Raw genomic sequence first — 23,107 nt, 5'->3', positions numbered from 1 at the left:
GCGGGGCCGGTTACGTCGACGGCGGCAACCGGGGGACGCTGATGCGGCATCCGGGGGAGCGGGGCGTGGCGGTACGGGTACGGGGTGCCCGGACCCCGTACCCGTACCGCCGCCGTCCTGCCCGCAGCGGGCTACTTCACCGCGCCGGCCATCACCCCGTTGACGAAGTGGCGCTGGAAGGCGAAGAAGACCGCCAGCGGGATCACCATGGAGACGAACGCGCCGGGGGCGAGGACGTCCACGTTGTTGCCGAACTGGCGCACCTGCTGCTGGAGCGCCACGGTGATCGGCGGCGAGTCGGAGTCGGCGAAGATCAGCGCGATCAGCATGTCGTTCCACACCCAGAGGAACTGGAAGATGCCGAGCGAGGCGATCGCCGGGCCGCCCAGCGGCAGCACCACCCGGGCGAACAGCCGGATCTCCCCGGCGCCGTCCAGCCGGGCGGCCTCCAGCAGTTCGCGCGGGATCTCCGCGAAGAAGTTGCGGAGCAGGAAGATCGCGAACGGCAGCCCGAAGGCCACATGGAACAGCACCACGCCCGCGGTGGTCTCGAACAGCCCCACCGCGCCGAAGAGTTCGGAGACGGGGACGAGGGCCACCTGCACCGGGACCACCAGCAGGCCGACGACCAGCAGGAACCACCAGTCGCGGCCGGGGAAGTCGATCCAGGCGAAGGCATAGCCGGCCAGCGCGCCGACCACCACCACCAGCACGGTCGAGGGGACGGTGATCATGACGGTGGAGAGGAGGGAGCCGGTGACGGTGTCGTTGGAGAGCAGCGCGGAGTAGTTCTCGGCGGTGATCTGCGCCGGTTCGGTGAACACCGTCCACCAGCCGCCGGCCGCGATGTCGGCCGGGTCGCGCAGCGAGGACAGCAGCAGCCCGACGGTCGGCATCAGCCAGAACAGCGCCACCAGGAGGAGGAAGACACGCAGTGCGCCGCCTCCCGCGGCGCTCGCCACCCGGGCGGCGAGCGAGGGACGGGCCCTGCCCGCCGCCTTCGGTTGCGCGCTGGTGGGAGTGGACGCGAGTGCGTCGCTCATCGCCGGGCCTCCTTCCGGATACGGCGGATGTTGACCACCATCACCGGGATGACCAGCAGGAGCAGCAGTACGGAGATGGCGCTGCCCACCCCGAGGTCGGCGTCCGCGCCGAAGGAGGACTGGTACAGCTGGAGGGCGAGGACGTTGGCGTCGTCCTGGACCGAGCCCGGCGCGATGATGAAGACCAGGTCGAAGATCTTCAGTACGTTGATCATCAGGGTGACCAGGACGACCGCGAGCACCGGCGCCAGCAGCGGCACCGTCACCCGGCGGAACACCTGCCACTCGTTGGCCCCGTCGACCCGGGCCGCCTCCAGCAGTTCGCGGGGGAGGGCGGCCAGTCCGGCGGCGATCAGCACCATGGCGAACCCGGCCCACATCCACACGTACGATCCGATGATCGCCGGGGTGACGAAGGACGGGCCGAGCCAGTCCACCCCGTTGTACGGCTCGCGGAAGTTGGCGGCGGGCAGCCGCAGCAGCGCCCCGTCGGCGGAGGCGGGCAGGGTGAACACCCCGTCCCCGCCCGCCGTGGCGGTGGCCACCACGCGGCCGTCCTTGACCGCCTCCACGGTCAGCCCGGGCAGCCCGCGCTCCTGGGCGTCCACGGTGTTGGGCTTGCCGCCGCCGCCCCGGGTGAAGTCCAGCCAGGCGGTGCCGGTGACCTGGTCCGGGGAGGCCGCCGGGGTCTTCGCGGGCCGGGCGTCCGACGGCATGTCGGCCGGGGCCACCCCGACCAGCGGCAGCTTCACCGGCGTACCGGCCCGTACCGGCTCCTTGGTGGTGAACGCCCCGCCGCCGGACGCCTCCAGCGGATGGACCGGCAGCGGGCGGGCCTTGGGGTAGCCGGCCGACTCGCTGAAGGTGTCGTGCACCCCCACCCAGACGGCGTTGGCCACCCCGCGCTCGGGGTCCTGCTCGTACACCAGCCGGAAGATGATCCCGGCGGCCAGCATGGAGATCGCCATCGGCATGAAGACCACCAGCTTGAACGCGGTGCCCCAGCGCACCCGTTCGGTCAGCACCGCGAAGACCAGACCGAGGGCGGTGGCCACGGTGGGGGCCAGCACCACCCAGATCATGTTGTTCTTCACCGCGGTCAGGATGGAGTCGTCGGTGAAGATCTCCACGTAGTTGCCGAAGCCGCCGCTCCCGGCGAGCGAGTCGCCGGAGGCGTCGAAGAAGGACCGGTAGACGGAGAACGCGATCGGGTACACCACCAGCGCGCCCAGCAGCACCAGCGCGGGGAGCAGGAACACGGCGGCGACGCCGGTGCGGCTGCCGGCCGCCTTTCGGCGGGTGCCGCCGGTGCCGTGCACGTGGCTGGTGCCGCCGCGGCCTGCCGGGGTGTCTGACCCCGCCATGGCGTCAGTCCTTCTTCCCGTACGCCTTGGCCGCGTCGGCCTCCAGGCGGGCCTGGGTGCCCTTGACGTCCTCGGGGTTCTTCAGGAAGTCCTGGAGCGCCTTCCACTCGCCCTTGCCGGGCGTGCCGCCGAAGGACTGCGGCATCTGGTCCGACATGTCGAAGCGGAAGCCGTCGCCCGCGTCGATCAGCGCCTTGCCGATCTCCCGCTGCACCTCGTTGGGGTACGCGGCCGGGTCCAGGGACTTGTTCGGGGAGACGAAGCCGCCCTGGGACGCCCAGATCCGTGCCGCGTCGGGGGAGGCGAGGAAGGTCAGCAGGGCCTGCGCGGCCGGGTTGGCGGTCAGCGCCACCGCCACGTCGCCGCCGGTCACCACCGGGGCGTCCGCGCCCACCGCCGGGAACGGGAAGGCCTTCGCGTCCTCGCCGATCCTCGCCTCGGTCTCGGCGATGTTGCTGGCCACGAAGTCGCCCTCGAAGACCATCGCCGCCTTGGGGGTGTCACCGCCGGTGAAGGTCTGGGTCACCGAGGCGGGGAACTCCGTCTGCAGCGCCCCGGCCGCGCCGCCCGCGATCAGCTCCTGCCGCCCGAACAGCTCGGCCAGGGTGGTGAGCGCCTTGGCCACCGAGGGGTCGGTCCACGGCATCTCGTGCTCGGCCAGCTGGTCGTACTTCTCCGGCCCGGCCTGGGAGAGGTAGACGTTCTCGAACCAGTCGGTGAGCGTCCAGCCGTCCGCGCCGCCCACCGACACCGGGGTCACCCCGGACGCGGAGACCGTCTCGGCCGTGGACAGCAGCTCCTTCCAGGTCTTCGGCTCCGCCACCCCGGCCGCCTCGAAGACGGCGGTGTTGTACCAGACCAGCGACTTGTTGGCGGCCTTGAAGTACACCCCGTACTGGGTGCCGTCCACCGCGCCGAGCTCCCGCCAGCCCTCGCCGTAGTTCTTCTCCAGCTGCGCCGTGGCCTCGGCGCCCGCGGGCTTGGCCCACTTGCGCTCCACCGCCTGCTTCAGGGCGCCGACCTGCTGGAGCATCGCCACATCCGGCGGCGAACCGCCCGCGATCTTGGTGCCGAGGTAGTTGAGCATGGCGTCCTGGGTCGGCACATAGCTCACCTTGGCGCCGGTCCGCTTCTCGAACTCGGCCAGCACCTTGCCGAACGCCTCCTGCTCGGGCCCCGTCCACACGGCGACCACCTGCACCGACCTGCCGTTCAGCTTGGGCAGTTCGACGCCCGGCCGCTGGGCGCTCGGGCTCTGCCCCGGCCCCGTACCGTCCTTGCCGCCGTCGCCCCCGCCGCCGTCCCCGCAGCCCGCCAGGGCCAGCGCCCCGGCCACCGCGAGCGCCACCGCGGCCCTGCGTGAGCGAACAGCCGTGCGGATGTGGTGAGTTGCAACCATCGGTGCCCCCGTCCCTGCCGGACCCGTCTGCGTGTTGCCCAGGTGTACGCCCGGCGTAACAGCCCCGCAATACCGCCTCCGCCCGGAACCGGCGCATCGTGATCCGGTCGTGACGTCGGGCGCGCAACTCCCCTGTCAGTGCCGGGATTTACCGTGGCGGGACGGATGGGCGGGGCGGGACGGGGGTAGCCGGACGGGTCGGGCGCACGAGGACGAGGTGCCGGAGGCGGAGTGGGTCGCCCTCGCGGAGGGCGTCAGGTGGCGAGGGTGGTGCGGCTGCGGGCGGTGGCCAAGGAGGGGCCATTAGCCGGCGGTCCGGGCAGGGGGTGGCGAAGGGCTGCGCGGCGGCGCTGGTGGGCGTCGAGCGGTGGCCCTTCGCCGTGGCTCAGGCGCGGGGCGGGGCCGGGAAGAGGGTGTCGGCCAGTCGCTCGACCTGGCCGGCGTCCGAGGACCAGCAGTAGAGCATCACCTCGTCGGCGCCGATCGCGGCGAAGCCGTCCACCGCCTCCCGGATCGCCCGGGCCGTGGTGAGCAGGCCGTCCACCATGTGGTCGGCCCGGTCGGTGAAGGCGTAGTAGGAGCGGAGCCGGTGCCGGGCGTCCCGCACGGTCCGCTCCGGGCCGAGGACCACGTTGGCCTGGGCGACCAGACGGGGGCGGCCAGGCCTGCCGTACCGCTGCCAGGCCGCCTCGGCCGCGCGGAACAGGCCGTCCAGGTACCGCGGCGGCAGCGCGGCACCGAGGAAGCCGTCCGCGAACCGGCCGACCCGGTCCAGGGCGGCCGGGGCGAAGCCGCCGACCAGCACCTCCGGGCCGCCGGGGGTCACCGGCGCCGGGCCGATGGGGCCGACACCCTCGCCGTACGGCTCACCGGACCAGGTCCGGCGCAGCGCGGTCAGCTGCTCGTCCAGGCGGCGGCCCCGGCGGCGGATGTCGATCCCGGCGGCCAGGCAGTCGTCGGCCCGGCCCCCGACACCGACCCCGAGGGTGAAGCGGCCACCGGACAGCCGGTCGATCGTCGCGGTCTGCTTGGCGAGCAGCGCGGTGGTGTGGTGCGGGGCGAGCAGCACCTCGGTCTGCACCCGGACCCGGCGGGTCGCGGCGGCGAGGGCGGCCAGGGTGACCAGCGGCTCCGGGTTGTCGAAGACCAGCCGGTCCAGCAGCCCCAGCGTGCTGAACGGCCCGTCGTCGGCGCGCCGCGCCCAGGTGAACAGGGCCGCGGGATCGCCGACGGGCAGGCCCAGGCCGACCTTCACGGGGCGCGGGTGCGGATGCGGGAGACGGGCGGGGCCCGGGGAACTGAGCGAACTCGGGGAACTCGCGGGAATCGCGGAACTGATGGAACTCATGGGAGGACTCCTCGGGAGGGCGTGCCGAATGGGCGCCGCCCCTCCGTGGTCCCGCGCGATGGCGTGGCCCTGCTCCCGTGCTGCGGCTGTGGTTCCGGAGAGCGTCCGCGTTCGAAGTAGGGCGAGGCTAACGCGGGCGCTCACGGACCGGCAACGCCTTTTCCCACCGGGGGCGGTCGGACCGGCCGGTGGGGGAGGGCGTCAGGTGGCGAGGGTGGCCACCGGGTCCAGGCCGTAGCTGCGGGCGTAGCCGTTCTCGACGCCCACGAGCAGGTCCACGACCTCGAAGTACCGGTCCCAGAAGGGGGTTTCACGCAAGGCGTCGATCAGCAGCCGGTAGGCCTCGTGGTCGTCGGCCTCCCAGACCCAGACGTCGGTGACCCGCGCCGAGTAGAACTCCGTGTCGTAGAAGCGGGAGCGGACACCCTGGGTGCGGGCCTCGATCACCGGGACGACCTGGGTGGTGAAGGCGTGGACGCGTTCCGCCACGGTCATCGCCAGCCACTCGGGCGTGGTCTTCACCAGCGTGAACGCGGTGACCTGCGCCGGGGTGCGGTCAGCGGGCATCGGCGGCCTCCGGGGCGGCGAGGACGGCGGGCTTGAGGGTGTCCGCGCACCACTGCGCGAAGGTGGTGGCCGGACCCGGCCGCGCCGAGCGGTCGACGCCCGCGTCCAGGCCCTCGCCCTTGGCGCGCTTCATCTCGACCACGCCGTCGACGAACGCCTCGTGGAGGCCGTGGCCGAGCAGGGCGGAGCGGAGTTCGTCCAGCGGCCGGCGCCGGTAGCGGACCGGGCGGCCCAGCACCTCGGTCATGATCCGGGCCAGGTCGTCGGGCGACAGGTCCGGCGGGCCGGGCACCGGGACACTGCCGACGCCGGTCCAGGAGCGGTCCAGCAGCAGCCCGGCCGCCGTCGCGGCGATGTCGGCGACGGCCACCATCGGGGCCGGGCGGTCCGCCGCGGCGGTGTCGGTGAAGACGCCGTGGTCGCGGATCGAGTCGGCCTCCTCCAGCAGGTTCTCGAAGAAGGACGGGTTCGCCAGGGCGCGGTAGGCGACGCCGGAGCCGGCGATCAGGTCGTCCATGGCGAGCGTGGCGGTGACCAGCCCGGCCCGGGCGGCCTGCGGGGTGCCGCGGCCGAGCGCCGAGACGCCGACGACCTGGCCGACGCCATGGGCGGCGAAGGCCCGGGCGGCCGGGCGGGTGAAGCCGCTGTACGCCTCGTCGGGCGTGGCCGAGGCGTCCGGCGGCACCAGCCAGAAGACGGCGTCGGCCCCGGCGAAGGCGCGCTCGACGGTCGCGGCGTCACCGTGCGAGCCGGTGACCACCTCGACCCGTCCGCGTACGGCCTCGGGGAGCCGGGCGGGGTCGCGGACCACGACGCGCAGCTCCTCTCCGTGCGCGGGTGCGGCCTCGACCAGCAGCGACAGCAGCCGCCGGCCGATGTTCCCGGTGGGGGCGGTGATGACGATCATGAAAACCTCGCGGTCTGGGGTGGGGTGGGCGCGCCGGACCGGCACTTCGGCGCCCGGTGGGTACGCCGATGCGGACGGGTACGCCGGCGTCGGTATGCCGCTGCGATGTGCCTCGATGCGTCGGATCGGTGCGGCCCCTCCATCCTGCGGAGCCCCATCGCGTTGCCACAATGGGAACTTCAGCAACCGATCCTTGCCCGAAACGGAATGACGCTGGTGAGAAGCCCGGTCCCGCACCTCGACGCCAACCTCGCCGTCGCGCTCGACGCCCTGCTGTCCGAGCAGAGCGTCACCCGGGCCGCCGCGCGGCTGCACACCTCGCCCGCGGCGATGAGCCGCACCCTGGCCCGGCTGCGCCGGGTGCTCCAGGACCCGCTGCTGGTGCGGGCGGGACAGGCGATGGTGCCCACACCCCGTGCCGAGGCGCTGCGGGATGAGGCCGCCGCGGTGGTGCGCCGGCTGGAGGACCTGCTCACCCCGGGCGACGGGGTCGATCTGGCCGCACTGCGGCGTACCTTCGCCGTCCAGGCGTCGGACCTGGTCGGCGCGGCGCTGGCGCCGGGGCTGCTCGCGCTGGCCCGCCGCGAGGCGCCGGGCGTCTCGCTGCGGGTGCTGGCCGAGGAGTGGGAGGCGGGCGCCGCACTGCGCGAGGGCCGGATCGACCTGGAGGTCGGGGTCATCGACCACGCCGACCCGGAGACCCGGGTGGAGGAGCTGGCCACCCTGCGGATGGCGGCCGCGGTCCGGTCCGGGCACCCGCTCACCGACGGGGCCCTGACGCCGGCCCGGCTGGCCGCGGCCGAGCATGTGGTGGTCAGCCGCCGGGGCGGCCCCACCGGCCCCCTGGACGCGGCCCTCGCCGAGCGGGGGCTCCAACGGCGGGTCGCCGCCGTGCTGCCCGGGCATCTGGCGGCGATGGCGCTGGCCGCGGCGGGCGACACGGTCTGCCTGGTGCCGACCGCGCTGCCGGGCGAGCCCCCCTCACCACTCGGCGACACGGCGCGGGCGATGGGGCTGCGGCTGCTGGAGATCCCGCTGCCGCTGCCTGCGCTGACCATCGGCATGGCCTGGCACCCCCGGTACAGCGCCGACGGGGCCCACCAGTGGCTGCGGCACGCCGTACGCCGGGTGCTCCGCCCGAGGCGGGAGGACTGAGCCCCTGCGGCTGACGGCCGAGGCCGCCCGGCCCGGCGGCCGTGGCGCCCCGTGCCCGCGGTCGGCTCAGGCCCGACCGCTGGAGGCCGGCAGCGCGCCGATGCCGAACGGCGCGGGCCCGAGGGGCACTCGGGCGCGACGCGGGAAACCGGCAGCGCGCCGATGCCGGACGCCCGGCGTACGCGGGCGCTCAGGCCCGGCCGCTGGGGGCCGTCGGCACCAGGGGCGGCAGGGGGGTGGCGTTCACCGAACGGGCGGCGCGGTCCAGGGCGCTGGCGAGGAGGGCCAGGTCGGTGGGGCCGTTGCCCAGTTCGCGGACCGGGCGGCGGGTGGGCGGGTCGCCCATGCGGGCCCAGTCCAGCGGCACCACGGTGGGGCGCTGGGTGGCCGTACGGGGGATGCGCCCGGTGACCCGGCCGCCCTGGAACGGGGTGACCCGGCCGTCCGGGTGGCCCAGCCGGCCGCGCCCCGGGGCGGGGCTGTCCGGGCCGGGGCCGCCGGCGGGGGCGTCCAGCACCACCCGCAGCCGCGCCCCCCGCACCAGCTCGGTGTCGGCGGTCCGGTCGGGGCGGGCGGAGGCCGCCACCAGGTGCACCCCGAGCCGGTGGCCGTCCCGGGCCACCGCCTCCAGCGCCCGTACCACCGAACCGGCGGCCGGGCGGCCGGGCGCCCCCAGCGCGGGCGCCACCAGGGCGTCGTAGTCGTCCACCAGCACCACCAGCCGGGGCAGCGGCGGCGGCACCTCCCGCTCGGCGCCGCGCGCGGCCGGGCGCAGCCGCAGGGTGCCGGTCGGCGGGGCGTCGAGGTCCCCGCCGCCCTGGCCGCCGGGGCGCCGCTGGCCCACCATCCGCTCCGCCAGCTCCCGCTGCTGGTGCCACTCGGTGAACTCCTGGCGCCCCAGCAGCTCCGCCCGCCGCTTCAGCTCCGCGCCCAGCGCCTGGGCGAACTCCCGCATCCGCACCGGATCGGAGGCGACCAGGTGCTGGGTGGCATGGGGCAGCTCGGTGCAGGGGGCCAGCCCCTCGCCGCGCCCGGCACCCGCCCCGTCCACCAGCAGCAGCCCCAGCCGGTCCGGGCGGGAGGCCGCCGCCAGCGAGGCCGCCACCGCGCGCAGCAGCTCGGTGCGGCCGCTGGCCGCCGGGCCCTCCACCAGCAGATGCGGGCCCTCCACGGTGAGGTCCACGGTGACCGGCCCGCGCGGCCCGGCGCCCAGCACCGCGGTGCCGTCGGGGGCGGACGCCCAGCGGGCCATCAGCGAGGCCGGGGTGGCCCGGGCCAGCCCCAGCTCGTCCAGCAGCCGGGCGGACGGGGGCAGCGCCACGGCCGCCGCCCGCCGCCCCCCGGGCAGCCCGGTGCCGCCGTCCGGCTCGTCGGTGCCCAGCGGCGCCAGCGCCCGGGCGAACCGCTCCGCCCAGGCCGCCGACACCGCGTCCACCGTGCCGACCGTGCCGTGCCCGGCGGGCCTGCCCCCGGCCGTACGCAGCAGCCGCAGCGCGGTCGCCACATCACCGGAGAGCAGCGCCGCCGCCCCGCACTCGCGGAACGGCAGCGAGGCCGCGCACGCCGTCTCATAGGTCGCGTCCACCGGGGAGGCCGGGGAGGCCGCCGGGGTCTCGGCCAGGCAGATCAGATGGATACCGGACGCCGCCCCGGCCGCGGCCAACCGGGCGGTCGTCTCCCGCAGCGCCGCGCTCCCCGGGTCGCCATCGACCACCAGGACCGTGCGCGGCCCCTCGTACCGGGCGGCCGCCTCGGCGACGGCCGCGCGGTCGGCGCTCGCCCAGCCCGGGCCGAGCGGTCCGTCGTCCAGCCGCCGGACCAGCTCGCCGGTACGGGCGGCCGCCTGCTCCCGGTCGTACGCCAGCAGCAGCCGGCAGTCCTGGCCCTGGGTGGGCCGCAGCTGCGGCAGCCAGCCCAGCCAGGACCAGTCCCGGCCGCGGGCCGCCCCGGCGACCACCACCAGCTCCAGACCACCGGGCGCGTGCAGCGCGGTGAGCTGGGCGACCACCGAGCGGGCCAGCCCGAGCAGCCGGGCCCGGGGTCCGGCGAGCCCGAGCGCCCCGGCCTCCCGCAGCCCCACCGTGACGGGTACGGCGGCCAGCTCCGCGCGGTCGGACGTGCCGAGCCGGACCACCAGCTCCTCGGGATGGCCGGGGCCCCGCTCCCAGAGCCTCGGACCGGGGCCGAGCGCGGTGAGCAGTACGGCGGCGGGGTCCGGCCAGGTGTCCGCGCCCGGCCCGTCCGCCGGATGCGGTACGGCCCCGGGGGCGGTGCCCCGCTCGGGGGCGGCGCCCGGTCCGGCCACCGCCTCCTCCCGGCCGCCCGCCAGCCGCCGCGCCCAGGCCCCTATCCCGCGCCTGCGGGGCCCCGCCGCCTCGGTGGCGGGGGGAAGGACGTCCGGTCCGGAGTCCACCCGATGGGTGCCGCTCACGGCCCGGCGGGGGTCGGACGGGGCGGAGTGGTCCGCCGGAGCCTGGGGGGTGGGAGTCGTGTGGGTCATGGCGGACCGCGGGTCCACGGGCCGGGCGGAGGGCGCGGCGGCGGTGGTGCGGCCGGTGCCGGAGGCGGTGCCGGCCGCATCGGGGTGGAAACCGGACACCGGCCCGTGGGAGCCGGACGCCGGCCCGTGGGTATCGGACGCCGGTCCGTGGGTGCCGGACGCGTCGGGTCGGTAATCGGACGCCGGTCCGGGGGAGCCGGATGCGGGCCCGTAGATGTCGGACGCCGGGCCGTGGGTGCCGGACGCCGGGCCGTGGGAGGGGCCGGCCCCGTCGGGGCGGGGGGCGGACTGGTGGGGAACCCGGACCCGTATCACCGGCTCCGCACCGGCGGCGATCGGGACGCCGGTGCGCGGTGCGGCGGGAGGCGGACCGGGCCGCCGTACTGCCTCACCGGCCCGGTCGGCGCCCCGCTCGGCCGCGTCCGACCGGTCCGCCCGGCCCGGCTGCTCCGGTACGGAGGGGAGGTGGACCCGGAGCCGGCCCTCGCCGTCCGGGGTGGTGGGCAGCGGGGGGCCGTCCGGGGACGGGCCGGTGGCCAGCCGCAGCGAGGACTCGCCGAGCCGGAGCAGGGCGCCGGGCGCCAGCCGCACCGGGCGGGGGCCGACCGGGGCGCCGTCCAGCGTGGTGCCGTTGGTGGAGCCGAGGTCCGCGACCGCGACCCGGCCGTCCTCGGCGACGGTGACCGCGCAGTGCAGCCGGGAGACGTCCGGGTCGTCCAGCGGTACGTCGGCGTCCGCCGAGCGGCCGATCCTGATCTCGCCGCCGTGCAGCAGATGGACCCCGCCCGCGTCCGGCCCGGCCACCACATGGAGCCGGGCGGGGGCGCCGTCCGGCGGGGCGTGGTCCTCGCCGGGGACCTGGAGGGTCAGCACCGCGCCGTCCACCAGGGGCGGCTCCCCCAGCACCCGCCGCTGGACGTCGAGCCGCTCGCCCCCGGCGTACAGCACCACACCGGCCGAGGCGTCGGCGCCCGAGACGGCGGAGGCCAGCCCCGAGGCGACGGCGGCCAGCGCGGTCCCGGCGGGGGCGGTGACGAGCACGTCACAGGCGCGCGGCGCGGCCTGGCCGCCGGGGGGCGAGGCGAGGACGGTCAGCCGGATCTGCATCGCCGTCAGCGGTCCCTTCTGCGCGGCGCGCCCACCGCCGGAGGGGAGGCTGGGGTGCGGCCCCGTCCCCCTCCTGCCGTGGACACGTCGTCCCGGTCACGTCGGCACACGGCCGGGCTCCCGACCCTGGGCGCGCGTGCTGGGGGCATCCTCGCACCTGCCACTGACAACACGCCCGGGAGCCGGTCAAAAATGATCTTGAATGATCGGTCACTGGCGGAATGCGGTCGCAAGCCGCCCGTTCGCCGCGTTCCCCGGCGGGCGCCGGGAGGCAACCGGCAGCCCTGGGGTACGCGTCTGCCTCCTCGTACCAGTCCGGTCCGCCGCGTCCGGTCCGCGGAGGTCCGGTGGGTGATCCGCCCGGCGGTCCACCCGGCGGTCCGCTCGGCAGGACGAGCGGCCGCCCGCGGGCCCTCGGCCTTACAGTGGGTCGGACACCCGGGCGGGCCCCACGGGCACCCGGACAGGCAGGGACCACGATCGCAGGGAGCGCATGACGTGCGGCCGGTAGGCAGCAAGTACCTCCTGGAGGAGCCGCTCGGGCGGGGTGCCACGGGCACCGTCTGGCGCGCCCGCCAGAACCAGACGGCGGGCGCCGAGGCGGCCGTCCCCGGGCAGCCCGGCGAGACCGTCGCGATCAAGGTCCTCAAGGAGGAGCTGGCCAACGACGCGGACGTGGTGATGCGCTTCCTGCGGGAGCGCTCCGTCCTGCTCAGGCTCACCCACCCCAACATCGTCCGGACCCGCGACCTGGTGGTGGAGGGCGATCTGCTCGCCCTCGTCATGGACCTGGTCGATGGCCCGGACCTGCACCGCTATCTGCGCGAGAACGGCCCGCTCACCCCGGTCGCCGCCGCGCTGCTCACCGCGCAGATCGCCGACGCGCTCGCCGCCAGCCACGCCGACGGGGTGGTCCACCGGGACCTCAAGCCCGCCAACGTGCTGCTCGCCGAGCGGGCCGGCCAGATGCACCCGATGCTGACCGACTTCGGCATCGCCCGGCTCGCCGACTCCCCGGGCCTCACCCGCACCCACGAGTTCGTCGGCACCCCGGCCTATGTGGCGCCCGAGTCCGCCGAGGGCCGCCCGCAGACCTCCGCGGTGGACATCTACGGCGCCGGCATCCTGCTGTACGAGCTGCTCACCGGCCGTCCGCCGTTCGCCGGAGGCACCGCCCTGGAGGTGCTCCACCGCCACCTCAGCGAGGAGCCGCGCCGCCCCTCCACGGTGCCCGGCCCGCTGTGGACGGTCATCGAGCGCTGCCTCAGCAAGGACCCCGACCGCCGCCCCAGCGCCGAGAACCTGGCCCGCGGGCTGCGGACCGTCGCGGCCGGCATCGGGGTACACGCCACACCCGCCCAGATCGAGGCCGCCGAGGGGGTCGGCGCGCTGCTGGCCCCCGACCCGGACCCGGCGCCCGTCCCCGAGACGCCCGGCGCCGCCGACCCCACCCAGGTGCTGCCCAGCGGCGCCGCCGGACCCCAGGGCGGCCACCCCGGCCAGTACGACCCGGCCGCCGCCACCAGCGTGCTGCCCACCAGCGGCCCGTCCGGCGGCCCGGGGCAGGGCGGCGGCGCCGACCCGACCACGGTCATGCCCCCCGTACCGCCCCGGCCGGACGGCCCGCCGGGACCCGGCTCCGAGGACCCGCACCCCTGGCAGTCCCAGCTCCGCGCGGCCCGCGACCGCAACGACCAGACCCAGGTCCAGTACCTCGACCCCAGCCAGGACCCGCTGCGCCGCCGCCCCCAGCGGCAGGCCCCGCCGCAGTCGCCCCAGCAGTACCAGCAGCCCCAGCCCCAGCCCCAGCGCCCGCAGCCGCAGCCGTACCAGCAGCCGCGCCCGCAGCAGCGGTACGCCCCGCCGCCGCCCCAGCAGTACCAGCAGCCTCAGCAGTACCAGCAGCAGCCGCAGCACCCCCAGCCGTATCAGCAGCCCCAGCAGCGACCCGCACCAGCGCCCCAGCGCCCCGCGCCGCCGGCCCGGGAGCCCCGCCCGCCGAGGGAGCCTCGGGAGCCGCGCCGCCGCAGCGCCAACCCGATGCGGATCCCCGGCCTGGGCTGCCTCAAGGGGTGCCTCTTCACCCTGGTCCTGCTCTTCGTCGCCGGCTGGCTGGTCTGGGAGCTCACCCCGCTCCAGGGCTGGGTCGCCCAGGGCAAGAGCTTCTGGGAGGCCATCGGTGACGGTGTCTCCACCGTCACCGACTGGATCTCCGACCTCGGCAACGGCGGGTCCGCCCCGAAGTCCCCGCAGTAGCGCCGGCCCGTCCGCGACGGCGGCCGCCCGCCCCCACCGGGGCCGGCGGCCGCCGTCGCGTCTCCTCCGGGCATTCCCCGTGGTGAGAGGCGACTTGGTCGCTTTGTCGACTTCCAGGGCGTGTTTTCGCCTCGCGGGTGCGTGATCGCGCTCCCAGCCGCGTAACTTGGTGCAGAACGCCAGCCGCTGAGGGAGCAGTCTTGGCACGGAAGATCGGCAGCCGGTACACCGCCCACCAGATCCTGGGCCGCGGCAGCGCGGGGACGGTATGGCTCGGCGAGGGGCCCGAGGGGCCCGTCGCCATCAAAATCCTGCGCGAGGACCTCGCCTCCGACCAGGAGCTCGTCGGGCGGTTCGTCCAGGAGCGCACCGCCCTGCTCGGACTGGACCACCCCCATGTGGTCACCGTCCGCGACCTGATCGTGGACGGAAACGACCTCGCCCTCGCCATGGACCTGGTCCGCGGCACCGACCTGCGCACCCGGCTGGACCGGGAACGCCGGCTCGCCCCCGAGGCCGCCGTCGCCATCGCCGCGGACGTGGCCGAGGGCCTGGCCGCCGCGCACGCCGCCGGAGTGGTCCACCGGGACGTCAAGCCGGAGAACATCCTGCTCGACATGGAGGGCCCGCTCGGCCCCGGCGGGGCGCACCCCGCGCTGCTCACCGACTTCGGCGTGGCCAAGCTGATCGACACCCCGGGCCGCACCAAGTCCAGCAGGATCATCGGCACCCCGGACTACCTGGCCCCCGAGATCGTCGAGGGGCTGCCTGCGCGCGCCGCCGTGGACATCTACGCGCTGGCCACCGTGCTGTACGAGCTGCTCGCCGGGTTCACCCCGTTCGGCGGCGGCCACCCCGGCGCGGTGCTGCGCCGCCATGTCACCGAGACCGTCGTCCCGCTGCCCGGCATCCCCGAGGAGCTGTGGCAGCTCCTGGTGCAGTGCCTCGCCAAGGCGCCCGCCTCCCGGCTGCGCGCCTCCGAGCTGGCCGCCCGGCTGCGCGAGCTGGCCCCGCTGGTGGCCGGCATCCCGCCGCTGGACGTGGACGAGCCGGACGCCGAGCCGGCCGAGGAGGGGTACCCGGAGGAGCCGTACGCCACCCTGCCGAACGCGCCCCGGCGGGCCGCGGTGCCGCTGGTGCCCGGGTCGTCCATCGACTCGGGCCGCGACACCCACACCTCGATGCGGGTGCCCGCCCCGGACGAGCTGTCCGGCGGCCCGCACGGCACGGCCCGGGCGCCCCGCCCCTCCGGCGCCCGCCGCCCCGGCTCCGCCCGCAACCGGGCCGGTGCGGTCCGCAAGCGCCGGATCGCCCTCGGCGTCGCCGCCCTCGCGCTGGCCGCGGCCGCCGGGGTGGGCGGCTTCCTCGCCGCGAACGGGGACGAGCCCGGCGCCCCGCCCCAGGACAACAAGCAGTCCGCCCCCGCCCAGCCCTGAGCCCCCCGGGGGCGCCGGTCCGCGAGGCCGGGACAGGCCGCGGCGGGCCGTGCCGCCGGGGGCCCCGGAAGGGGCGGGACCGGCCGGGGCGGTCGGGGTGTCGGCGCGAGCCGTTACGCTGGTCCCGTGGCAGTCGTCGATGTATCCGAAGAGCTGAAGTCCCTCTCCTCGACCATGGGGTCGATCGAGGCCGTCCTGGACCTCGACAGACTGAGGGCCGACATCGCCGTGCTGGAGGAGCAGGCCGCGGCCCCGTCCCTGTGGGACGACCCGGAGGCGGCGCAGAAGATCACCAGCCGGCTCTCGCACCTCCAGGCCGAGGTCCGCAAGACGGAGGCGCTGCGCGGGCGCATCGACGACCTCGCGGTGCTCTTCGAGCTCGCCGAGGCCGAGGACGACGCCGACACGCGCGCCGAGGCCGAGACGGAGCTGACGGCCGTCCGCAAGGCGCTGGACGAGATGGAGGTGCGCACCCTCCTGTCCGGCGAGTACGACGAGCGCGAGGCGCTGGTCAACATCCGCGCCGAGGCGGGTGGCGTGGACGCCGCCGACTTCGCCGAGCAGCTCCAGCGGATGTACCTGCGCTGGGCCGAGCGGCACAACTACGGCACCGAGATCTACGAGACCTCGTACGCGGAGGAGGCCGGCATCAAGTCGACCACCTTCGTGGTCAAGGCCCCGTACGCCTACGGCACGCTCTCCGTCGAGCAGGGCACCCACCGCCTGGTGCGCATCTCGCCCTTCGACAACCAGGGCCGCCGCCAGACCTCCTTCGCGGGCGTCGAGGTGCTCCCGGTGGTCGAGCAGTCCGACCACGTCGAGATCGACGAGACGGAGCTGCGGGTGGACGTCTACCGCGCCTCCGGCCCCGGCGGCCAGGGCGTCAACACCACCGACTCCGCGGTGCGCATCACCCACATCCCCACCGGCATCGTGGTCTCCTGCCAGAACGAGCGCTCCCAGATCCAGAACAAGGCCAGCGCGATGAACGTGCTCCAGGCCAAGCTGCTGGAGCGGCGCCGCCAGGAGGAGCAGGCCAAGATGGACGCCCTCAAGGGCGACGGCGGCAACTCCTGGGGCAACCAGATGCGTTCGTACGTCCTCCACCCGTACCAGATGGTCAAGGACCTGCGGACGGAGTTCGAGGTCGGCAACCCGCAGTCGGTGCTGGACGGCGAGATCGACGGCTTCCTGGAGGCCGGGATCCGCTGGCGCAAGCAGCAGGAGAAGTAAGCCAGGACCTTCGCTCGGGGCGGGGTGGCCGGACGACCGGCCGCCCCGCCTCCCGCGTATCCGGAGTCCCGTCCGCGCGATTCGCTGGAGCAAGCGGTCTGACGTGCGGGTTCTCGCTTTGTCGACAAGGAAATGAGCGGTGGTGGCGGGGAGTTCGGCGTCCTGCGTCACAATCGCACCGTTGCACCCCGACAACGGCCACCATTCCCGGCATTCGCCCCGTAACCGCCTTGACGCGCTCGGCAAAACTGGGAAGGCTGGCGCGCGGCATGCGCATGCCGAGTGGCTGTGATCGGGGGCGACAGCACACCCCCAGTGTCCGCCGGTTCCGGCGCGCTGCTCCATCGATGACTCGGCTACTGGGGGTAGCAGCAGATGACGAAGAAGACGCGCGTCCGCGTCGCGCGGATCGCCGCGGGCGCGGTGATCGCGGCCGGTGCGTCCCTGACGGCGGCCGGTGTGGCCTCCGCCGCCGGGATAGAGGTCGCGGGCATCAGCGTCCAGGGCGAGGCCGGCCTCGGCGTCGGCGGTGAGCTGGACGGCGGCCCGACCACCACGGGCGCCGGCGGCAACACCGTCGACGGCGCGGACGCCGGCACCACCAGCACGGGCACCACCGGTGACCCCGCCACGACCGGGACCACGGGGACGACCGGCACCACCGGTACCACGGGGACGATCGGGACGACCGGTACGAGCACCACCGGTGACCCTGCCACCACCGGGACCACGGGGACGACCGGGACCACCGGCACCACGGGGACGACCGGCACCACGGGTACCACCGGGACCACGGGCACGACGGGGACGACCGGCACCACGGGCACGACCGGGACCACGGGCACGACCGGGACCACGGGCACGACGGGTACGACGGGCACCACCGGTACGACGGGCTCCACTGGTTCCACGGGCTCGACCGGGAGCACCGGCTCCACCGGTTCCACGGGCTCGACCGGCAGCACGGGCAGCACCGGCTCGACGGGCAGCACCGGCACCACGGGCTCGACCGGTTCGACCGGCAGCACCGGCACCGACGGCGGGCAGAGCGGCTCGACGGGCACCACCGGCACCGACGGCGGCCAGAGCGGCTCCACCGGCACCACGGGCTCCACCGGCGGGTCCGGCTCCACCGGCGGGTCCGGCTCCACCGGTGGCACCGACACCGACTCCGTCGGCTCGCAGCCGGTGCAGCAGGGTGAGGCCAAGGAGGAGCTGGCGGAGATCGGCGGCGACGCCAAGGCCGTCGGCGCGCCCAAGGCCCAGGGCGAGCTCGCCGAGACCGGCGCCGCGGAGACCTCGTTCCTGCTGATCGGCGCCGCGACGATGATCGTCGGCGGCATCGGCTTCCGGATGCTGCCGCGCCTGGTCGCCGGCGGACGTACCGCCGCCTGACCTGGCCGGACGGCACCCACAGGCAGCACAGAGGGCCTGAGCGGGCTTCTACGGCCCGCTCAGGCCCTCTGCCGTGTCCTCGCCGCGCCCGCGGCTCCGCGGCCTCCCGGGCTACGCCGCCTGGTGGGCGAGCAGGGCGACCGCCGCCACCAGCACGATCAGTGCCGCCAGCAGCGCCGCCGGGCTCATTCCGCCGAACGCGCCGTCCTGCTGGAGGCGCTCGCGGTTGGCCCGGCACACCGGGCAGCGGCCCTCGCTGACGGGGGCCGCGCAGTTGGCGCACACCAGTCGGTCAAAGGTCATGCGCTCTCCTCCTCCCGCGCGGCGGCACCGCGGAAGCGGACCGTGCACCGACGCGGACTGTGCACACAGTTCTCCGGCGTACAACGCTCGGGGGGACGGGACCGTTCCCCCTTCCACTGTGCCAGGTCCGCCGGAATTAGGCGCGGGCCCCCGGGAATCCCGATCCGGCCCGGGAGCGCCCGGCGTCCTACCCCGTACGGACATAAAGGGCAAGCCAGGACGGCGACTGCGCGGCCGGGCCGGGTTCGCGTATGGTCACGCTCACCTACTCCCTGCCGACCGTGGTGCATCCGTGATCCGATTCGACAACGTCTCCAAGAGCTACCCGAAGCAGAACCGCCCCGCACTCAGGGATGTCTCCCTGGAGATCGAGAAGGGCGAGTTCGTCTTCCTGGTGGGCTCCTCGGGCTCCGGCAAGTCCACCTTCCTCCGGCTGATCCTGCGGGAGGAGCGCGCCAGCCACGGCATGGTGCACGTCCTCGGCAAGGACCTGGCCCGGCTCTCCAACTGGAAGGTGCCGCAGATGCGGCGCCAGCTCGGCACCGTCTTCCAGGACTTCCGCCTGCTGCCCAACAAGACCGTGGCGCAGAACGTGGCGTTCGCCCAGGAGGTCATCGGCAAGCCGCGCGGCGAGATCCGCAAGGCCGTCCCCCAGGTGCTGGACCTGGTCGGCCTCGGCGGCAAGGAGGACCGGATGCCCGGCGAGCTGTCCGGCGGTGAGCAGCAGCGCGTCGCCATCGCCCGGGCGTTCGTCAACCGGCCGATGCTGCTGATCGCGGACGAGCCGACCGGCAACCTCGACCCGCAGACCTCGGTCGGCATCATGAAGCTGCTGGACCGGATCAACCGCACCGGCACCACCGTGGTGATGGCCACCCACGACCAGAACATCGTCGACCAGATGCGCAAGCGCGTCATCGAGCTGGAGAAGGGCCGCCTCGTCCGCGACCAGGCACGCGGCGTCTACGGCTACCAGCACTGAGGAAAGGCTGAAACGCACGCGATGCGCGCCCAGTTCGTACTGTCGGAGATCGGTGTCGGCCTCCGTCGCAACCTCACGATGACCTTCGCCGTCATCGTCTCCGTGGCCCTCTCGCTCGCCCTGTTCGGCGGTGCGCTGCTGATGCGCCAGCAGGTCAGCGCGATGAAGGACTTCTGGTACGACAAGGTCAACGTCACCGTCTACCTCTGCAACAAGAACGACGCGGGGGGAGGGGCGGCGGGCGCCCCGGCGACCCCCGCCTGCGCCAAGGGCGCGGTCACCGCGGCGCAGAAGAAGGAGATCAAGTCCGACCTCGACGAGCTCACGGCGATCGTCGACAAGGTCTACTTCGAGACCTCGGACGAGGCGTACAAGCACTACAAGGAGCTGTACGGGGACAGCGCGATCGCCAGCATCATCACCCCGGACCAGATGCAGGAGTCGTACCGCATCAAGCTGAAGGACCCGGAGAAGTACCAGGTGATCTCGACCGCCTTCGCGGGGCGGGCCGGGGTGCACTCGGTGCAGGACCAGCGCGAGGAGCTGGAGACGCTCTTCCAGATGATGCGCGGGATGAACGTGGCGGCGCTCTGCGTGATGGCGCTGATGCTGGTGATCGCGCTGCTGCTGATCGTCAACACCGTGCGGGTGTCGGCGTTCAGCCGCCGCCGGGAGACCGGGATCATGCGGCTGGTCGGCGCGTCCAGCTTCTACATCCAGATGCCGTTCATCATGGAGGCCGCCGTCGCCGGTCTGCTGGGCGGTGTGGTGGCCTGCGGACTGCTGCTGCTGGGGCGGTACTTCCTGATCGACGGCGGGCTGCGACTCGCCGAGACGATGCCGGTGGTCAACTTCATCGGCTGGGACGCGGTCGTCGCGGTGCTGCCGCTGGTGCTGGTCATCGGCCTGCTGATGCCGTCCCTGGCGGCGCTCATCGCGTTGCGCAAGTACCTGAAGGTGTGACGAGCGCCCCTGGCGCCTCCTCGCCAACGGCCGTCCTCCGCCCTGGGCTTGTCCTAGAGTGGGCGCCATGCCGGGCCCCGAGTTCTGTACGCGGCCCCGCGGTCCTCGCAGCCGCGGGGCGGCCCTGACCGTGCTCTTCGCCACCGTGGTCGCCACCGCGGCGGCCATCGACTGCCTGCCCCAGCAGGACGAGGGCCTGCACCGTCCCACCCCCGCGGCCCGGGCCGACGGGACCGCGCCGGCCCGGGTGGACCGCGCCGAGCTGGCCCGGGCGGCCGCCGAGGCGGTCGCCGAGGGCAAGTCCGGCGCCCAGGCGGCCGAGGAGGTCGTCAGCCGCAGCGGCGACCGCTGGGGCGCGGTCTACGACCGGGGCGAGTACGCCGAGTTCGCCCGCGCCCTGGACGGCCGGTACACCGGCGTCGGGCTCTCCGTGCGGCGCGCCGCCGACGGCCGGATCGAGGTGGCCAAGGTCCGCGCGGGCGGCCCCGCCGACCGCGCCGGACTGCGCCCCGGCGACCGGCTGCGCGCGGTGGACGGCCGCCCCGTGGAGGACCGGCCGGCCGCCGAGGCGGTGTCCCTGCTGCGGGGGGAGGGGGACCGGCCCGGTACGGAGGTCAGCCTCGCCGTCCAGCGCGGCGCCCGCGCCTGGACCCAGGCCCTGCGCCGCACCACCCTGGCGGCGGAGGACGTCACCGTCCGCCGGCCCGCCGACGGCACGGTACGGATCAGGGTGGCGGCGTTCACCAAGGGCAGCGGCGAGCGGGTGCGCGAGGCGGTCCGGGCCGCCCCGCCCGGCGCCGGGGTGCTGCTGGACCTGCGGGGCAACGGCGGGGGACTGGTCGCCGAGGCGGTCACCGCGGCCTCCGCCTTCCTGGACGGCGGGCTGGTCGCCACGTACGACATGGACGGCGAGCAGCGCAGCCTCACCGCCGAGCCCGGCGGGGACACCGGCCGCCCGCTGGCGGTGCTGCTGGACGGCGGCACGATGAGCGCGGCCGAGCTGCTGGCCGGGGCCCTGAAGGACCGCGGCCGGGCGGTCACCGTCGGCAGCCGTACGTACGGCAAGGGCTCGGTGCAGATGCCCAGCGCCCTGCCGGACGGCTCGGTCGCCGAGACCACCGTCGGCCACTACCGCACCCCGTCCGGGGCCGCCGTGGACGGCCGGGGCATCACCCCCGACCTGTCGGCGGACGAAAGCGGCGCGGAGGAGCGGGCCCGCCAGGTATTGAGTGGCCTGGGCACCGGGTCGTAGTGCGAAAATGACGGCACTATGACGAAGGCGAAGGACACCGGACGCAAGCTGGTCGCGCAGAACAAGAAGGCGCGGCACGACTACCACATCCTGGACACCTACGAGTGCGGCCTCGTGCTCACCGGCACGGAGGTGAAGTCGCTCCGCCAGGGGCGCGCCTCGCTGGCGGACGGCTTCGTCCAGATCGACGGGAACGAGGCCTGGCTGCACAACGTGCACGTCCCCGAGTACGCCCAGGGCACCTGGACCAACCACAGCGCCCGCCGCAAGCGCAAGCTGCTGCTGCACCGCGCGGAGATCGACAAGCTGGAGTCCAAGTCCCAGGAGACCGGCCACACCATCGTCCCGCTGGCCCTGTACTTCAAGGACGGCCGGGCGAAGGTCGAGATCGCGCTCGCCAAGGGCAAGAAGGAGTTCGACAAGCGGCAGACCCTGCGCGAGAAGCAGGACCGCCGCGAGACCGACCGCGCCGTCTCCGCCGCCCGCCGCCGCCAGCGGGCCTGAGCGTCCGTACGGCACCGGGCCCCGCGCCGGTCGGGAATGCGCTGGCACCATCGCACGTTGGTCACGTACGATGGCTCCTGCCCCTCACGGCAGGGGCGCGGATTGAAAAATCAACATGGGGATGATCGGTTTCGACAGCGGATGTCGAAGCAGGGGAAGCGTGTCGAGGAAGCGGCAATGATCTCGTAAACCACGCGCCGAAACCAATAATCGCCAACACCAAGCGCGATTCCTTCGCCCTCGCTGCCTAAGTAGCGACTTGCGAAGTGTCAGCCCGGGGGTGTTCCCGACCCGGATCCTGGCATCGACTAGGGAACTCCACCGCTAGACCCGGTCACGGGGTGTAGCGGAAAAACAAACAGTGACTGAGCCCGTCGGAGACTTGTCCGCGTGATCTCCGGGGCTGAGAAAAGCGAAGCGGACTGCACACGGAGAAGCCCTGATTCCGCACCGTTGGACGCGGGTTCGATTCCCGCCATCTCCACTCGGCGACAGGCGATCTGTGCCCGCGGACAGCGCGGGCATGGGTCGCCTCGTCGTGTTGTGCGCGGACTTCGTCCGCGCTGGGCGGGGGGCTTCGCCCACCCGCACCCCCGGGGGTTCGTCGGGGTGGGCGTTCGTGGTCTTGGGCCCCGAAGGCTCGTCGTCGTGTCTGCCGTGCGTCCGAGATGCGGGCGGGGGGCGGGGCTCGCACGATGAGTACGGAGTGGCGTCGTACGGGGCGCCCCTTCCGCGGAGGTACCGATGGCTCATCTCCATGAACGGACCGGCAGCGACACGGGTACGCGGCCCTCCCCCCTGCACGGCGGCGGGGTCATCCTCAGCTTCGCGCCCTGGATCATCTTCGATGTGATCGCCGGACCCAGCACCTGGAAGCTCGCCGCCTTCACCGCGCTCGTCGCCTCGGTGGTGCTCAGCCTGCCCGACCTCCGGCACGGGACGGCCAAGCTGCTCAACGTGGCCGCCATCCTCTTCTTCGGGGTGATCTGGATCCTCGGGTTCGTCCTCGACCGCCAGGACCTGATCTGGCTGGAGACCTACGCCCAGGTGCTGTCCAACGGCGTGCTGGCGGTGGTCGCCTTCGCCTCCCTGGCCACCATGCCCTTCACCGAGCAGTACGCCCGGGAGTCGGTGCCCCGGGAGCTGTGGAACACCCCCGCCTTCCACCGCACCAACCAGGTGCTGACCGCCGTGTGGGCAACCGTCTTCCTGGTCACCGCCGTCCTGGGACTGATCGCCCTGCACACGAGTGGCCTGGGCGACTGGTTCAACTGGGTCATCCCGATCATCCTGCTGGTCCTCGCCATCAAGTTCACCAAGTGGTACCCGGAGTACGTCCGAGGTCAGGCGCGGTCGGCGGCGCTGCGGTAGCGGGGGCGCCAATGCCCTTGGC

At 74.6% G+C, this 23,107-nt stretch carries 18 protein-coding genes and 1 other RNA gene; 11 read left to right on the top strand and 8 right to left on the bottom strand.

Going from position 1 to position 23,107, the window contains the following annotated elements; all coding sequences use genetic code 11:
* Positions 1 to 131: 131 nt before the first annotated feature.
* The 6 genes from M1O15_RS04745 to M1O15_RS04720 form a co-directional block, all read right to left on the bottom strand.
* Positions 132 to 1,043, bottom strand: a complete 912-nt coding sequence (locus tag M1O15_RS04745; RefSeq protein ID WP_248631906.1) for a carbohydrate ABC transporter permease — start codon at positions 1,041 to 1,043, stop codon at positions 132 to 134.
* Complete coding sequence (locus M1O15_RS04740) at positions 1,040 to 2,407, bottom strand: carbohydrate ABC transporter permease (RefSeq protein ID WP_248631905.1); 1,368 nt, start codon at positions 2,405 to 2,407, stop codon at positions 1,040 to 1,042. Before M1O15_RS04740 ends, M1O15_RS04745 begins: the two co-directional genes overlap by 4 nt.
* 4 nt (positions 2,408 to 2,411) lie before the next feature.
* Positions 2,412 to 3,788: an ABC transporter substrate-binding protein gene (locus tag M1O15_RS04735; RefSeq protein ID WP_372499351.1), complete on the bottom strand. Its 1,377-nt coding sequence runs from the start codon at positions 3,786 to 3,788 to the stop codon at positions 2,412 to 2,414.
* A 403-nt stretch (positions 3,789 to 4,191) separates the two neighbouring features.
* Entirely contained in the window at positions 4,192 to 5,061 is an 870-nt protein-coding gene (locus tag M1O15_RS04730; protein WP_248631902.1) for an LLM class flavin-dependent oxidoreductase, read from the bottom strand.
* A 294-nt stretch (positions 5,062 to 5,355) separates the two neighbouring features.
* On the bottom strand, positions 5,356 to 5,721 hold the full coding sequence (locus M1O15_RS04725) for a darcynin family protein (protein WP_248631900.1): 366 nt from the start codon (positions 5,719 to 5,721) through the stop codon (positions 5,356 to 5,358).
* Positions 5,711 to 6,628, bottom strand: a complete 918-nt coding sequence (locus M1O15_RS04720) for an NAD(P)H-binding protein (protein WP_248631899.1) — start codon at positions 6,626 to 6,628, stop codon at positions 5,711 to 5,713. Before M1O15_RS04720 ends, M1O15_RS04725 begins: the two co-directional genes overlap by 11 nt.
* Positions 6,629 to 6,835: 207 nt before the next feature.
* On the opposite strand from M1O15_RS04720, the gene M1O15_RS04715 reads away from it, so the two are divergent.
* Complete coding sequence (locus M1O15_RS04715) at positions 6,836 to 7,783, top strand: LysR family transcriptional regulator (protein ID WP_248631897.1); 948 nt, start codon at positions 6,836 to 6,838, stop codon at positions 7,781 to 7,783.
* A gap of 190 nt (positions 7,784 to 7,973) precedes the next feature.
* Here the strand turns inward: M1O15_RS04715 and M1O15_RS04710 are convergent, their stop codons facing one another.
* A complete protein-coding gene (locus tag M1O15_RS04710; RefSeq protein WP_248631895.1) occupies positions 7,974 to 11,390 on the bottom strand; it encodes an FHA domain-containing protein in 3,417 nt (1,138 codons plus the stop codon).
* Positions 11,391 to 11,888: 498 nt separating this feature from the next.
* On the opposite strand from M1O15_RS04710, the gene M1O15_RS04705 reads away from it, so the two are divergent.
* The 4 genes from M1O15_RS04705 to M1O15_RS04690 all read left to right on the top strand — a co-directional run bounded on the left by M1O15_RS04705 (position 11,889) and on the right by M1O15_RS04690 (position 17,710).
* Positions 11,889 to 13,646: a serine/threonine-protein kinase gene (locus M1O15_RS04705; RefSeq protein WP_248631893.1), complete on the top strand. Its 1,758-nt coding sequence runs from the start codon at positions 11,889 to 11,891 to the stop codon at positions 13,644 to 13,646.
* Positions 13,647 to 13,846: 200 nt separating this feature from the next.
* Complete coding sequence (locus tag M1O15_RS04700) at positions 13,847 to 15,082, top strand: serine/threonine-protein kinase (protein ID WP_248631892.1); 1,236 nt, start codon at positions 13,847 to 13,849, stop codon at positions 15,080 to 15,082.
* Between the two features lie 126 nt (positions 15,083 to 15,208).
* Entirely contained in the window at positions 15,209 to 16,315 is a 1,107-nt protein-coding gene (prfB, locus tag M1O15_RS04695; protein WP_248631891.1) for a peptide chain release factor 2, read from the top strand.
* Positions 16,316 to 16,690: 375 nt separating this feature from the next.
* On the top strand, positions 16,691 to 17,710 hold the full coding sequence (locus M1O15_RS04690; RefSeq protein ID WP_248631890.1) for a hypothetical protein: 1,020 nt from the start codon (positions 16,691 to 16,693) through the stop codon (positions 17,708 to 17,710).
* Positions 17,711 to 17,821: 111 nt separating this feature from the next.
* On the opposite strand, the gene M1O15_RS04685 is transcribed toward M1O15_RS04690, so the two are convergent.
* Positions 17,822 to 18,013 carry a hypothetical protein gene (locus M1O15_RS04685; protein ID WP_248631889.1) on the bottom strand — a complete coding sequence of 64 codons (192 nt, stop codon included), beginning with the start codon at positions 18,011 to 18,013 and terminating at the stop codon, positions 17,822 to 17,824.
* A 292-nt stretch (positions 18,014 to 18,305) separates the two neighbouring features.
* Here M1O15_RS04685 and ftsE point away from each other — a divergent pair, with 292 nt between their 5' ends.
* From ftsE to M1O15_RS04655, 6 genes are all read left to right on the top strand, one after another.
* On the top strand, positions 18,306 to 18,995 hold the full coding sequence (gene ftsE / locus M1O15_RS04680; protein ID WP_105868830.1) for a cell division ATP-binding protein FtsE: 690 nt from the start codon (positions 18,306 to 18,308) through the stop codon (positions 18,993 to 18,995).
* A 21-nt stretch (positions 18,996 to 19,016) separates the two neighbouring features.
* Complete coding sequence (gene ftsX, locus M1O15_RS04675) at positions 19,017 to 19,958, top strand: permease-like cell division protein FtsX (protein WP_248631888.1); 942 nt, start codon at positions 19,017 to 19,019, stop codon at positions 19,956 to 19,958.
* 67 nt (positions 19,959 to 20,025) lie between these two features.
* Entirely contained in the window at positions 20,026 to 21,210 is a 1,185-nt protein-coding gene (locus M1O15_RS04670; RefSeq protein WP_248631886.1) for a S41 family peptidase, read from the top strand.
* 18 nt (positions 21,211 to 21,228) lie between these two features.
* Positions 21,229 to 21,714 carry an SsrA-binding protein SmpB gene (smpB, locus tag M1O15_RS04665; RefSeq protein WP_248631884.1) on the top strand — a complete coding sequence of 162 codons (486 nt, stop codon included), beginning with the start codon at positions 21,229 to 21,231 and terminating at the stop codon, positions 21,712 to 21,714.
* Between the two features lie 117 nt (positions 21,715 to 21,831).
* Positions 21,832 to 22,201, top strand: a transfer-messenger RNA (tmRNA) gene (gene ssrA / locus M1O15_RS04660).
* A gap of 257 nt (positions 22,202 to 22,458) precedes the next feature.
* On the top strand, positions 22,459 to 23,085 hold the full coding sequence (locus tag M1O15_RS04655; protein ID WP_248631882.1) for a DUF3159 domain-containing protein: 627 nt from the start codon (positions 22,459 to 22,461) through the stop codon (positions 23,083 to 23,085).
* Positions 23,086 to 23,107 lie beyond the last annotated feature (22 nt).

Source organism: Streptomyces lichenis (genome assembly GCF_023218175.1).
GTDB classification, from domain to species: domain Bacteria; phylum Actinomycetota; class Actinomycetes; order Streptomycetales; family Streptomycetaceae; genus Streptomyces; species Streptomyces lichenis.
This window is presented reverse-complemented; position numbering and strand designations above follow the sequence as displayed.

Excerpts from the sequence above, each read along its gene's own strand:
- M1O15_RS04725 (WP_248631900.1), bottom strand. The coding sequence starts at position 5,721 with ATGCCCGCTGACCGCACCCCGGCGCAGGTCACCGCGTTCACGCTGGTG.
- M1O15_RS04690 (WP_248631890.1), top strand. The coding sequence starts at position 16,691 with ATGACGAAGAAGACGCGCGTCCGCGTCGCGCGGATCGCCGCGGGCGCG.
- M1O15_RS04710 (WP_248631895.1), bottom strand. The coding sequence starts at position 11,390 with ATGCAGATCCGGCTGACCGTCCTCGCCTCGCCCCCCGGCGGCCAGGCC.
- M1O15_RS04655 (WP_248631882.1), top strand. The coding sequence starts at position 22,459 with ATGGCTCATCTCCATGAACGGACCGGCAGCGACACGGGTACGCGGCCC.
- M1O15_RS04720 (WP_248631899.1), bottom strand. The coding sequence starts at position 6,628 with ATGATCGTCATCACCGCCCCCACCGGGAACATCGGCCGGCGGCTGCTG.
- M1O15_RS04740 (WP_248631905.1), bottom strand. The coding sequence starts at position 2,407 with ATGGCGGGGTCAGACACCCCGGCAGGCCGCGGCGGCACCAGCCACGTG.
- M1O15_RS04715 (WP_248631897.1), top strand. The coding sequence starts at position 6,836 with ATGACGCTGGTGAGAAGCCCGGTCCCGCACCTCGACGCCAACCTCGCC.
- M1O15_RS04685 (WP_248631889.1), bottom strand. The coding sequence starts at position 18,013 with ATGACCTTTGACCGACTGGTGTGCGCCAACTGCGCGGCCCCCGTCAGC.
- ftsX (WP_248631888.1), top strand. The coding sequence starts at position 19,017 with ATGCGCGCCCAGTTCGTACTGTCGGAGATCGGTGTCGGCCTCCGTCGC.
- M1O15_RS04670 (WP_248631886.1), top strand. The coding sequence starts at position 20,026 with ATGCCGGGCCCCGAGTTCTGTACGCGGCCCCGCGGTCCTCGCAGCCGC.
- smpB (WP_248631884.1), top strand. The coding sequence starts at position 21,229 with ATGACGAAGGCGAAGGACACCGGACGCAAGCTGGTCGCGCAGAACAAG.
- M1O15_RS04745 (WP_248631906.1), bottom strand. The coding sequence starts at position 1,043 with ATGAGCGACGCACTCGCGTCCACTCCCACCAGCGCGCAACCGAAGGCG.